Raw genomic sequence first — 12,990 nt, forward strand, 5'->3', positions numbered from 1 at the left:
CGCAATGCCTCAACCAAAGAAGACGGCGTGCGCAGAGGCGCGAGCACGCCGTGCGGTCCAGGACCGTTATTGATCAACTCGGGTAAACCTATCAATGATCAAGCGGAGCTCCGCGTCCGACGTGCCGTCGCGCGCGGAATCCGTCCTGAGCTGTCCGAACATCACCGTGGCGGCTGGACGGCCGACCGCCACACCACGCTAATTCGGGGCACATCACGTTAGTGCCGTCCAATCAGGCCAACAGTGACGTCCTGCCTTTCTGGACGCTTCCGCCCGCGACCTCGACTACCGCAGCCCGACGAGTACGAATCCGGCGGCCCGGCCTCACCTCAGGTGCCGGGCGAAGAACCGGTTTCCCGCGTCCCCCTCGAACTCCGGGACGCCGGTGTGCCCGCCCATGTTGGCGTGCAGCGTCTTCTCCTTGGAGCCGAGGGCGTCGAACAGGTCCAGGGCCATTTGCCGGTCGTTTCCTTCGTCGTCCCACTGCAGCAGGACATGCAGCGGAATGCTGACCTGTCGGGCCTCGTCGAACGTGGTGCGGGGCACGAAACTCCCGGCGAACAGAAGGGCGGCCGAGATGCGCGGCTCGACCACCGCGAGCCGGATGCCGATGGCGATCACCCCTCCCGCGTACCCGACCGGGCCGCCGATCTCGGGCAGTGAAAGGAGGGCGTCCAGGGTGGCTTGCCACTCCGGGACCGCCTTCTCGACCAGCGGGAGGACGAGCCGGTCGACCAATTCGTCGTCCACCGGCTCGCCGGCCCTCAGCGCCCGGTGCAGGTCGGTGCGGGCCTGCTCGGTGGCGGCGGAACGGGGCCGGTCACCGCTGCCCGGAAGCTCGATGGTGGCCGCGGCGAAACCCTCCGCCACGCAGTGCCGGGCCCGAGCCGCCAGTCGGGGGTACATCCTGTGCAGGCCGCCGGGGTGGCCGAGCAGGAGAAGCGGGGCCGCAGCGGTTGCGGATCCGGACGTCCAGAGGATGCCGGGGATCTCGCCGACGGTGAAAGCGCGTTCGAGGACGCCGTCATCGAGGCGCTGCTCAGAGGTGAATCGCATGGCCGTGCCCTTCGGGAGTGCGTCTGAACGGCGCTCCCGGACGACCTACCGTCCGACCGTGACCCCGCAGGGGAGCACCCATGTCGATACGTTCACGGGTACCACCTCCTCGATCTCTCGCACGGCCTCCAGAAAGCTAGCAGTCGTCGCCGTGGCCGCCAACGGGTTTTCGCGCAGGCCCCGCGTCCGCCGCATCGCAGGCGCGGGGCCGACCAACCGACAGAGGTGACCCGTGCGGTCCCGGACCCGGTGCTTCGCCGCCTTCTCGGCGGTCGTCCGCCAACGACCACCGGGAACACCGGTCAACCGGCCCTGTACGTGAGGTAGTGGCCCTTCGGCCAGCTGTGGAAGTTGTTGAGCTCGGACGCCTGACCGCTGCAGTCGGGGGTCCGGTAGCCGGGGACCGTACCGAAGCCGCCGCTCCAGGTGAGCAGCCAGGTTGCGTCGGTCGGCACCTGGCGGCATACGCCGTCAGGTGTGGCCTGCCTGCCGACGACTTCGGTCGGGTAGCTCGAATAGAAGACCAGGCCCTTGTCGGGGCTCTGGACCGGCTCGCCAGCGGCTGCGGGTGACGCGGGTAGCGTCGCGGTCAGCATGATGATCAGGGCGGCGGCGAGACCTGCGGCGGTCCGGCTGGCGGAGCTGCGCATGAGTGTCCTTCCGGGGCGGTGTTCGGGGAAGGGGCCGGAGCCCGACTCAGCTCGGAGCCAGAGTGACCCACGTCGATGCAACGATCCGCCGGGGACGTTTCTGTGTCAACCAACCGAGCGCGGGCATCGGTGCATCGGCGGTGGCGGCCCAGGGTGCGGTGTTCGGCACGAAGTCCGGCAGAGTGTGCAGGTGAGTGGCGGATGGCAATGACGGGGGTACCGAGAAATGCTTCTCGGTACCCCCGCGTTTACGGAGCTTGGAGCTTGGAGGGGCTTACAGTGCGTGCTGAAGGGCTGATCCTATTTGTCCAGCCCATTCCATCCAGTCGATCGACCCACTACTTCCTGTTACATCGAAAGGGGTTAAGGCATCGCGTGCATGTCCGACGAGGACATGAATTGTATAAGTGAATATGGACGTGAGCCTACTTCACGCCCATACCGTGACCTAATCCGCAGTTCAGACGTAGTGGACGGCCGATTTTGTACCAGATTGCGAAGATCCGAACCATGTATCGCCCCGGCCTGCCTTGAGGGATGGCGACAGGTTTCCGGTTGTGATCTAGCGCTGCCGTGATCGCACGATCTGAACGGTTCAGAAGCCGTCGAGTGACGGTAGGATGTTGGCCTGCCTCGAAAATCCTGTGACCTGCGTTTTTGCCGGCAGATGCCACTGGTGAATGGGGTTCCTATGCCGGATGAACTCGTCCTTGCCGTCGCGACCGCGTTGACGGCCAAGGGAACCGAGCTGCTCGTCGACGGTGGTCGGAGCGCTCTCGCCGCCCTGCGTCGGCTGGTCCGCGCACGCTTCGCCCGGGACGCCGCCGACGTGGAGGTCCTGACCACGGCGGCCGCCGATCCAGACGATCAAGCCCGACAGACGGAACTCGCCGCCGTACTGTCTCGCGTGATGTCCGAGGACCCGGCGTTCGCGGCGACGGTCCGAGCGCAGTGGCGCCTCGTCGAGGCGTCGGTGGCTTCGCCAGGCCACGTGTCGAACCAGTTCAGTGGCACTGCGGACAAGGTGGTGCAGGCGCGGGACATCCACGGCGACATCCACTTCTGAACCGGAACCTGTCGAGCCGGGCGAGCAGGGAGGCGTCGGTGGGAGTGCAGTCGTCGAGCGACCCGTCCGATCGCCGCGCCGATGCCGGCAACGAGTTCAGTGGTGTGGTCGCCGGGAGCGTGGTGCAGTCCGGGGCGATCCATGGGGGAGTGCACTTCCACAGCCACGGGCCGGCGCACCAGGTTGTCCCTCGGCAGTTGCCACCCGCTCCGGCGCACTTCATCAACAGGGTGGAGGAGGTCGCCGTACTCGACCGCCTCCTGCGGCGAGAAACGCCCGCACTGGCCCTGCTGTGCGGGCCGGGTGGCGTCGGGAAGTCAGCGCTCGCCCGACGGTGGTCACACGGGGCGCGTGACGAGTTCACCGACGGGCAACTCTATGCCGATCTTGGTGGGTTCAGTGACGCGGGCCCCGTCGACCCGGGGGAGACCCTTGCCGGCTTTCTGCGAGCGTTGGGGGTGCCCCCGGAACGCATTCCGGTGAGCCTGGCAGAACAGACCGCTCTCTACCGGACCGTCACCGCTGGTCGTGCGCTGCTGGTGGTGCTGGACGACGCATACTCCGCCGGGCAGGTCAGGCCGTTGCTGCCGGCATCCTCGTCGGCGGTGCTGGTGACGAGTCGCCGTCGGCTTGTCGGCCTGCTCCCCGACGGCGCTCACCTGCTGGAGATCGGCCCGCTGTCACCCCAGGAATCAGTGCAGTTGCTCACGCTGACCGTCGGACGGGACCGCGTCGACCGAGAGCAGGAGCCAGCCGCGGAGCTGGCGGCGATCTGCGGTGGGCTTCCCATCGCCCTGAACATCGCGGCGAGCCGGCTGGCCGCTCGACCACGGCTGTCGCTTCGCGCGATGGTGTCCGTGTTGGCCGACGAGACCGATCGGCTCGCTCACCTGACGACCGTGGACGGGCTGTCGGTTCGAGCGACGCTCGACGTCTCCTACCGGGGCCTACACCCTCGGACGGCCGCGCTGTACCGGGCGCTGGCCTGGCACCCGGGTCGCGAGTTCGGCCAGCACCTGATCGCTGCGGCCGTCACCCCGTCGGCCAACCTCGCGGCGTCGTCGCAGGATGCGCTCGATGAACTGCTCACCGCGAGCCTGCTCGACGAGGTCGCGGAAAACCGGTTCCGCTTCCACGATCTGTTGCGGCTACACGCCCGCGACATGTCCCTGCTCCACGACTCGGAGCAGGCACGCCGCGACGTCCTGCACAGGATGCTCGAGTTCTATCTCGCCGCCGCGATGCGAGCGGACCTCGTGATCACCCCGTACCGGCGTCGCCTGCCGTACGTGCTCCACCAGCCGCGGCACGCGTTGCCCGAGTTCGCCGATCGCGTCCAGGCACTCGACTGGCTGACTCAGGAACGCCTCAACCTCCTGCACGCCGGTAGAGCCGCCCTGGACGGCGGGCATCCGGAGCTGGCCTGGCAGCTGTCCGACGTGATGTGGCCACTCCTGCTCTATCGCAAGAACTACCGGGACCGGCTCGAAATCGACGGCAGGGGAGTGGCCGCCGCCCGGTCGTGGGGCAATGACTGGGCAGAGGCCGACATGCTCAAGCGTTTGAGCCGGGCCTGCGAGCGGGTCGGGGACACCGACGCCGCCGTACGACACGCCCTGCAGGCAATCGCCTGCTACCAGAAGGCGGGTGACACCCGCGGACGGCTCGACGCCCAGGAGGGCCTCGCCACCCTGTACCTCGGACTCGGCGAGCAGGAAGAGGCCGAGCTGCTGCTCACTCGGATCCTGACTGAGAACAGGAACCTCGGACACAGCCGCAGCATCGGCCTGACCTGCATCAATCTCGCGACACTCCGGACCCGGTCCGGCCGGGCCGTTGACGCCCTACCCCTGCTCCTCGAAGCCGAGAGGATCTTCGCCGAGCTCGGTGACACCGACCCCTACAACACCGCCCGCGTGCTCATCGCCCTCGCCGAAGCGCACCTGAGCGTCGGCGACACCGACGTCGCCGAACGGGAGGCCACGGACGCGGTCCACCGGATGACCGAACTCGGTGCCGATCACGAACGTGCCGAAGCTCTCGCAATCCTCGGCCGCGTCGCCCACACCCGCGGGAACACAGATCTCGCACGTCGCCACTACCAGCAGGCCGTCGACGTCTTCGACATCCTCGGCTCGCCCCGTCTGCACGACGTGACCCGACGACTCCAGCACCTCGACCCCGACGCCGAGCCAGTCCTCGATACCCGACCGCCCCTCGCGCAAGGCGTCTCGGACCCACCGGCCGTGCAGGACGCATCCGAGGCGAACGAGTGACAGTAGCGTCGGTCGGCCGACAACCTCCCACTCGCACGTCACGTGGTGGTCGCCGCCCCGCGCCGCGACCACGACCCGACCCGCCCGATCCCACACGACAGCCAACGCCAGACCCGGCAATGCCCGCAGGAACCGCACCGGCGCGATGGTGGGCGATGCGTCCGACGTGACCACCACCAGCACATCAGCCAACCGCACCTGCCCGAAAACGTACCCATCCCGCACGGCCGGCGCCGCCGGCTCCTCAACGCGTTGCATTCCCCGGCTCCCCGGACAGCAGGTGCGGCACCGGCACCGGATCAACCTGCCGGTGCCGCCCGGGCTCAGCAAGACGCAGCAGCTCGTACATCGTCCGGCGCAACAACACCGCCGCGGCACCCGGCCGCGCGGTCAACGCCCATCGGACAGCGTCCGGATCCACTCCCTTCGCGCCCTTGAGCTGCGCCGCCAACGGCTGGTCCAGGTCCAGCCTTGGCGCGCTGACCGAGACGAGATGCTGCGGCGACCTGCTCGCCGCCGGCACCCACAGGCCGGGCAGCAGAAGCACCCGGCGCCCGATCGCCGCGGAGTAGGCGGTCACCGACCCGTGATCCCCGATCACGTAGTCGGCCGCGACCACCACCGCACGCCAGTCCTGCGTCGGGTCCGGCAACAACAACCCGGCGGCGAGACAGTCCGTCAGCCACGCCCGCACCTGCCGTCGGCCGTGTGCGGCCCAGACCGCCGGGTGCAGCAGCGCCGCCACCCGGAACCGGTCCGGCGGCAACTGCGTCATCACGGTCGGCAGCAGATCCGGCGCGCGCCCGAACAAACCGTCACGCCCCCACGTCGAACTCACCACCACCAACTCCCGGCCATCATCGACGCCGAGAGCCTGCCGGTACCGATCCCGCCAGCCGAGACTCGCAGCGAGCCGGTCGAAGCAGGGATCACCCACCACCACGGCCGTGTCCAACGCCTCCGGACACTGCCGCCTCAGCACCTCCAACTCACTGTCGTGTGACAGCACGAGAGCCGAGGGAAGCACCCGACCCCCGACCACGAGCCGCTGCGCGTCCAGCCCGTACACCGGCGGATCTGCGAGAATCCGCCCACCCTGCGGGCCCGGGCGCACCCGCTTGCCGTGTCCCGCGCCGTGGGCCATCACCACCAGCGGCGCGTGCAACTCCGGCAGACCACCGTACGAGGCGGCGATCGCCAGGTCGAACCGCTCCCTGATCGCCTGGTTCCACGGCAGTGTCAGCGCGCCCAGGCTCGACAGGTAGGCGGGAACCTCGGCGTTGAAAACGTCCGGAGCGATGGTGAAGACCACCTGGATCCGCGGATCGCCCTCGAGGTAGCCGACCACGTCCAGCAGACGGTGGCAGCTGGCGATCGTGTGCGCGACGGCCAGCACCGACCGGCAGCCAGCCCGCGTCACCCACCGGCCGGCATCCATCCCGACAGGTGCAACTTGCCAACCAAAGTTCGTCATTCAGATCTCCCAACGAACAACAAAGGACGTTGGCGAGCATCAATGGCGCGACTGTCGGTCAAGTTGCCATCCGCCTGGCGGCGACCTTGCCGATTCCTTGTCGCCGAATGTCTGATTACAGACTTCAAGCACAAACTCTTGGGGCACCGGCCAGCAAAGAACAGAATCGAAGAACGTGGCTCCGGGGACAGCGGAGGAAACGATGCCAATCCAGTTCGCCATCCTGGGTTCCACCGAGATCAGAGCCGACGACCAGGCCATCCCGCTCGGCACGGCCAAGGTTCGCGCGCTACTCGCCGTGCTGCTCTACTACGCAGGCGAGCATGTCCGCGCCGAGACCATCATGGAACTTCTATGGCCGCAACGCGGTTCGGAAACCGCACGCCGACTTCTCTACGCCCCGGTCAGTCGACTGCGCGCCGTCCTGCGGACCGCTGGTCTACCCCACGCACTCGTCCGAGGCGTCAACACCGGCACCTACCGCCTCGACGTCGACCCCGGAACCATCGACTACCACCGCTTCCGTCTCCTGGTCGCCGAGGCCCGCCAAGCCACCAGCCAACAGCAACTCGAACGCACCGTCACCGTACTCACCACCGCGATCGACCTGTGGCGAGGTGAACCACTACCCGAACTACGAGGCGCCCGCGCCGAACACCTGCGCCGCGACCTGCAGGCCCGGCAACTCGACGCACAGAAGCTCCTCGCCGGCAGCGAACTCGCACTCGGGCGCCACGACACGGCTCTTATCCGACTGGAACAGCTGGTCCCCGCGCATCCGCTCGACGAGCGACTCGCCAGCCTCTGGGCAACGGCTCTCCACGCCGTCGGACGGTCACCCGACGCTCGGCAGTTCGTCACCGCGTTCCGGCACCGCTATCGCCGACAGATGCGCGCCGACCCCGTCCTCGACATCAGACAGCCCTCGCCGACCCCACCGACACCCGTACGCGAGCCACCGTCTGTGCCGCCGCCACACGCAGCCGCGCCGGCACGGCAACTACCGCATGACGTACACGACTTCACCGGACACGACGACCTGATCTCGACCCTCGACGTCGCCCTCGACGGAGGCACCAACATCGTTGTCGTGACCGGAATGCCAGGCGTCGGCAAAACCACCCTCGCCGTCCACTGGGCACATCGAAAACGACAATCATTCCCCGATGGGCAGCTCTACCTCAACGCCGAAGCACACGGTCCCGTCCCACCCCTGCGGCCTGAGGATGCACTCACCCGCCTGCTCATCGCCCTCGGAGTCCCCGCGAAACGCGTACCGGCCAATCTCGAGGAACAGCACTCCCTCTACCAACAACTCACCACCGAACGACGACTCCTCATCGTCCTCGACAACATCCTCGACTCCCGCCAGGCCCGACAGCTGATACCCGCCTCAACGACCTGCCTGACCATCGTCACCAGCCGTACCCGCCTCATCGGCCTGAACATCCGCGAAGCCGTCCACACCATCACCGTGCCGCCACTACCCGAGCCTCAACGACGCCAACTTCTGCACCGGATCATCGCCCCGCAACGCAAGGACATACCGGCCGAACCCCTTGCCAGGGTCGCGCGCCTGTCCGGCGGCATACCGCTCGCCCTGCGCATCATCGGCGAACAAATCGCCGTACGCCCCCTCGTCCCCATCCACGAACTGGCCGACGACCTCGCCGCGCACCTCCTCGACTACGAAGGCGACGAAACCGGCGAAACCACGCTCCGAACCATCTTCGCCTGGTCAATCAACCACCTCCCGGAACGCGCCGCTCTCCTCTTCACCCGCCTCGGACTCTTCCCGGGGCCAACCATCAGCACCCACGCCGCCGCGGCCCTCGCCGACATCGACATCCGTGAGGCCGAGGTCGACCTGAGGACCCTCACCCGAACGCACCTGGTCGACCATGACGTCGCCGGACGCTTCCGCATGCACGACCTCCTCAGGCTCTACGCCGCCGACCGAGTCAAGACCGGGGAAAATCCCGAGCGACGACACCACGCACTCGGCCGCCTCCTCGACTGGTGGCTCCTCTCCGCGGCCAACGCTGCCAGGCTGATCGACCCCACCAACGCCCCGGTCCCCGATCTGCCCGAACCCGGTCGAACGGCAGTCCCGCCCACCACGCTCACGCAACAGGCCGAAGCCAGGCGCTGGTGCGAGATCGAGCGTGCCAACCTGGCTCCGCTCGTACAACTCGCCAGGGCGGAGGGCTACTACAGGCACGCCTGGCAGATACCGGGCGTCACCCACGAGGCGTTCGACCGGTACGGCAGCCAGGCCGACGTCCTCCAGTCACTACGGATCGCGGTCGATGCGGCCCGCCTCGACGGCCACGACGAAGGACTCCTCGGCAGCCTCAACAACCTCGGTACGACCCACCTCGACGCCCACGACTACCAGCAGGCCCAGGATGCCTTCAGCCAGGCCCTCCAACTGGCCGAACAGATCAACCACGTGCCGGTGCAGCTGCTCTGTGGGCACAACGTCGCCGTCGCGCGCATGAGAAAGGGTGAGGTGACGGCTGCGATCCCGATCCTCGAACAAGTCCTGGCCCTGTCCCGAACCAATGACATGCCCCTGGGTGAAGGATCGGCGCTGCACAATCTCGGTGACGCCTACCGGGCCCTCAACCAACATGCCCAGGCTGAATGGTTTTATCATGCGGCCATTGCGATCTGGGACAGGATCGACGCACCGAGATGGCGTAACAGGGACATCGTCCGACTCGCCAAACTCGATCTGGAAACGGGCAATCCCCAACAGGCGCTGGAACGCTGCCGCCTCGCGCTCGATCTGTACGGGCCGGCCATCGATGACAGCACCCGATGTGACGCGCACATCACCGCAGCGGATGCGCAACGCCAGCTTCGACACCACGAAGACGCTCTCGCAGATGCCGTCGCAGCTGGAGAAATTGCCGCCAGTAGGCGCGATCGGCTTCGCCTCGCACACGCCCAGGCAGTGACCGCCGACACTTCCGTGGCTATGGGTGACGCTGAAAACGCAGAAAAACACATCCAGGTGGCACTGCGCGAACTGCCTGACGTAAACAGTGCGACCATCCGCGCGCTGCGGGCTCGACTGCTTGCCGCTCGTGAGAGGCTGCTACAGGGGCAATCCCAGCGCTTGGCCGGATAGCTGGAACTACCCGCAGTATCGAGAAGGCGGTCCGGACAGACACTTCCGGGCCCGGGTGCCACGCGGGCACGAGTTGCTCGGCCCGGAAACCGGCGGCGGCCGGTTTTTCCGGGATGCCCTAAATGATCACTACCTGCGATTGTTTTCCGTTCATCCACCGCCCCCGGCAGACCCGATCTCCGCATAGGCTCGTGTCCCCAGTGGATCAACATCCAGCGGAGTTTGACACGCATGCTCAAAAGACTCTTGTCCGCCGGCCTTCTCGCCGCCGGTCTGATCCTCGTCGTCCCGGCCGCACCGGCGTCGGCCGCCCAGACCTCCGGGCCGCTCGACCCGCAGACCGGCACGGTCCGGGGCGTCTTCACCGACCGATCCGGCAACCCGATCGTCCACGCGTCGGTCTCCACCAGCAGCCCGACCTACAACCACTGGCAGCGTTCGGCCTACACCGACGCGCAGGGGCGCTACGAGATGGATGACGTGCCGGCCGGCCCGGTCACGGTCCGTTTCTCGGACGGCACCATCTCGCAGTACGCCCCCGGCAAGCCGAACGCGGACGAGGCCCAGCGCTACACCGTGGTGCCGGGTCTGGCCACGGTGGTCGACGAGCGCCAGGTCCCGACCGGCACGGTCCAGGGCCGGCTCACCGACCACGCCGGCAACCCGGTCGCGCAGGCGTCGGTCCATCTCGACGCCGATCCGTACTCCTACTCCGCGCCGGGCGCCACGACCGACGCCGACGGCCGCTACTCCATCCCGCACGTGCCGGCCGGCGAGGTCACCCTGCAGTTCGTGAAGTTTCCGTTCCGGGTGTGGGCACACCAGGAGCACGGCCAGGCCGCCGCCAAGAGGTTCACCCTGCGCGGCAACCAGACGCTGACCGTCGATGAAAGCCTGTTGCCGACCGGCACCCTGACCGGGCTGATCACCGACACGGCGGGCAACCCGGCCCGGACCAGCGTCGTGGCACACGAGGTCGACGGCGACGGCACCTACAGCACCAGCACCGGGGCGGACGGCCGGTTCTCGCTCACCGTGCCCGCCGGGCGCTGGCGGGTCCAACTCAACGCCCACCAGTGGGTGCCCGGGAAGATCGACGAGGCGGCGGGCAAGATCCTCCGGGTTGCCGCCGGTCAGTCCGTCGAGGTGAACGACCCGCTCCGGCCGACCGGCGCGCTCCGCGTCGAGCTGCGGACCGGCGGCAGCGGGGTCGACCAGTACTCGTTCGCCCTCTGGCACGGCGGCACGAAGGTCGCCTTCGCGAACGGCACCAATGTTGGCTCCCGCACCTTCGAGGACCTCCTGCCGGGCGACTACCTGTTCAGCTACGACGAGTACTTCGCCCCCGGCACGCTCCGGGTCGAGAACGCCGTACCGGTCAAGGTCCGGGCCGGACGGACCAGGACGCTGGAGGTGACGCACCCGGCGCGATCCACGCTCTCGGGCCGGGTGACGCTGCCCACCGGCGAGCCGGCGCCCGGGCTCTCCGTGCAGGCCGACGTGATCGCCGACGGCGTGTCCCAGCGCCACACCGTCCAGACGGGTACGGACGGCGAGTGGCAGATGACCGGCGTGTTCCCGGAGTCCTACCGGATCACGCTCACCAACTCGTCCCGTGAGCTCTCCCAGGACGGCGGCGAGGTGACCGTGGCAGCGGGCGGTTCGGCGTCGGTGAACTCGACGTGGCACACCGGCGGCTCGCTCATCGTCACCGCGGTGGACGCCACCACCGGCGCTCCGGTCAGCAACTACTGCGTCGCGGTGGTCGCGAAGTTCGGCGACTTCTGCACGCAGGGCTCGGCGGTGACCGTGGCGGGACTCGCTGCGGGCCCGACCTTGGTCACGCTGAACATGCTCGGCGGCAGCGACTACCTCGGCAGGAAGGACGTGCCGGTCACCATCCCGGCCGACGGTCGGGCCACGCTGACCATCCCGGTCGAGATCGGCGGCCGGTTCAACGCGCGAGTGGTCGACCGTGCGACGGGGGCGACGGCGGGCGAGAGCGTGTGTTTCCACGCCGTGCTGCCGGCCACGGGTGGCACCAGCGAGCGCGCCTCCGCCTGCACCAACAAGCAGGGCATGGGCACCAGCGACGCCCTGGCGCCGGGCACCTACCAACTGTTCGTCAAGCCGCCGGACGGCAGCGCGTACGGGGCGCAGTGGTTCACCCCCGAGGGCGGCACCGGCGACCAGAGGCAGGCCGTCAAGATCAAAATCAACGCAGGTAAGACCACTCGGCTCGGTACGGTCCAGTTGGACCCGGCCGGGACGGTCACCGGCGTGGTGCGCGGCCCGGACGGCCAGCCGGTGGAGCACGTCGAGGTCGGTGTCACGGCCTTCGAGATCCCCCGTTCGGAACTCTTCCCCGAGGGCACGGACAACGAGGGCAGGTACACGGTCGGGAACCTCGGGCCGTACGCGTGGCCCCTGCTCTTCACACCGATCGCCGATCTGCCTCGGCAGTGGTCCGGCGCGACCGGCAACCGGTTCCAGGCCGAGACGGTGCCGGTCACCAGCGGCGCGACCAGCACCTATGACACCACGCTGTCGGCGGGTGCCAAGGTCACCGGCACGGTCACCGTCACACCCGGCGACACCGCCTGGAGCGGCGGCCGGCTGAGGGCACGCGGCGTCACCAGCGGCGACCTGCTCGCCGTCGGTGACGTGCCCGGCCAGGGCGGCGCCTACGAATTCCGGGTGATCGGCGGCGGCCCGGTCAACCTGGAGTGGTACCTGGCCGACCCGGTGACCAAGTCGACCGGCCGGTACGACGGCAACCCGGTGCCGGTACCCGCGAACGGCCGCAAGCAGCTCGACCTCAGCATCGGCTGAGCAGTGGGGACGGGCCGGCGACCTTCGTCGCCGGCCTGCCCCCACTCGGATGCTCTCCCGGGTGCGTCACTTCGCGAAGACCTGGCTCTCGTCGCGGAACGCCTTGAACTCCAGGGCGTTTCCGGCCGGGTCGCGTACGAACATGGTCCACTGCTCGCCCGGCTCACCGGCGAACCGCAGGTACGGTTCGATGACAAAGTCGACACCAGCGTCCCGGATCCGCCCCGCCACCTCGTGGAACTCCTCCACCGACAGCAGCAGCCCGAAGTGCGGCACCGGCACCTCGTGCCCGTCGACCGCGTTGCGCCCGGCGTCGACCCGCTCCGACGCCGGCACGACGTGGGTGACCAACTGGTGGCCGTAGAAGTTCCAGTCCACCCACACGTCGGTCGAGCGGCCCTCGGCAAGCCCGAGCACGCCGCCGTAGAAGGCGCGTACGCGTTCAAGGTTGTCGACCGGAATCGCCAGGTGGAAACCGGGACGGGTCACGGCGTACTCCT

General features: G+C 68.4%; 8 protein-coding genes. 4 read left to right on the forward strand and 4 right to left on the reverse strand.

All coding sequences use genetic code 11. The features are described 5' to 3' along the window. Window positions 1-324 precede the first annotated feature (324 nt). Together ACZ6QQ_RS31180 and ACZ6QQ_RS31185 are read right to left on the reverse strand one after the other, a co-directional pair. The gene (locus ACZ6QQ_RS31180; RefSeq protein ID WP_465881158.1) at window positions 325-1,056 is read right to left on the reverse strand and encodes an alpha/beta hydrolase; all 732 of its coding nucleotides are present in this window, start codon (window positions 1,054-1,056) and stop codon (window positions 325-327) included. Window positions 1,057-1,358: 302 nt separating this feature from the next. After that, window positions 1,359-1,706: a hypothetical protein gene (locus ACZ6QQ_RS31185; protein ID WP_465881159.1), complete on the reverse strand. Its 348-nt coding sequence runs from the start codon at window positions 1,704-1,706 to the stop codon at window positions 1,359-1,361. Window positions 1,707-2,397: 691 nt separating this feature from the next. On the opposite strand from ACZ6QQ_RS31185, the gene ACZ6QQ_RS31190 reads away from it, so the two are divergent. Then, window positions 2,398-2,772 (forward strand): hypothetical protein, encoded by a 375-nt coding sequence (locus ACZ6QQ_RS31190; RefSeq protein ID WP_465881160.1) that lies wholly within the window; start codon window positions 2,398-2,400, stop codon window positions 2,770-2,772. Between the two features lie 230 nt (window positions 2,773-3,002). Further along, entirely contained in the window at window positions 3,003-5,048 is a 2,046-nt protein-coding gene (locus ACZ6QQ_RS31195) for a hypothetical protein (protein WP_465881161.1), read from the forward strand. A gap of 244 nt (window positions 5,049-5,292) precedes the next feature. Here ACZ6QQ_RS31195 and ACZ6QQ_RS31200 read toward each other — a convergent pair whose 3' ends face one another. Next, window positions 5,293-6,468: a hypothetical protein gene (locus ACZ6QQ_RS31200; protein WP_465881163.1), complete on the reverse strand. Its 1,176-nt coding sequence runs from the start codon at window positions 6,466-6,468 to the stop codon at window positions 5,293-5,295. A 256-nt stretch (window positions 6,469-6,724) separates the two neighbouring features. Between ACZ6QQ_RS31200 and ACZ6QQ_RS31205 the strand changes: the two genes are divergently transcribed. Together ACZ6QQ_RS31205 and ACZ6QQ_RS31210 are read left to right on the forward strand one after the other, a co-directional pair. Continuing rightward, the gene (locus ACZ6QQ_RS31205) at window positions 6,725-9,658 is read left to right on the forward strand and encodes an AfsR/SARP family transcriptional regulator (protein WP_465881164.1); all 2,934 of its coding nucleotides are present in this window, start codon (window positions 6,725-6,727) and stop codon (window positions 9,656-9,658) included. Between the two features lie 231 nt (window positions 9,659-9,889). After that, window positions 9,890-12,490, forward strand: coding sequence for a carboxypeptidase regulatory-like domain-containing protein (locus tag ACZ6QQ_RS31210; protein WP_465881165.1), 2,601 nt, complete (start codon window positions 9,890-9,892; stop codon window positions 12,488-12,490). Between the two features lie 66 nt (window positions 12,491-12,556). Here ACZ6QQ_RS31210 and ACZ6QQ_RS31215 read toward each other — a convergent pair whose 3' ends face one another. Beyond that, window positions 12,557-12,979, reverse strand: a complete 423-nt coding sequence (locus ACZ6QQ_RS31215; protein ID WP_465881166.1) for a VOC family protein — start codon at window positions 12,977-12,979, stop codon at window positions 12,557-12,559. Between the last annotated feature and the right edge of the window lie 11 nt (window positions 12,980-12,990).

The organism is Micromonospora sp. NPDC049529 (genome assembly GCF_055586685.1).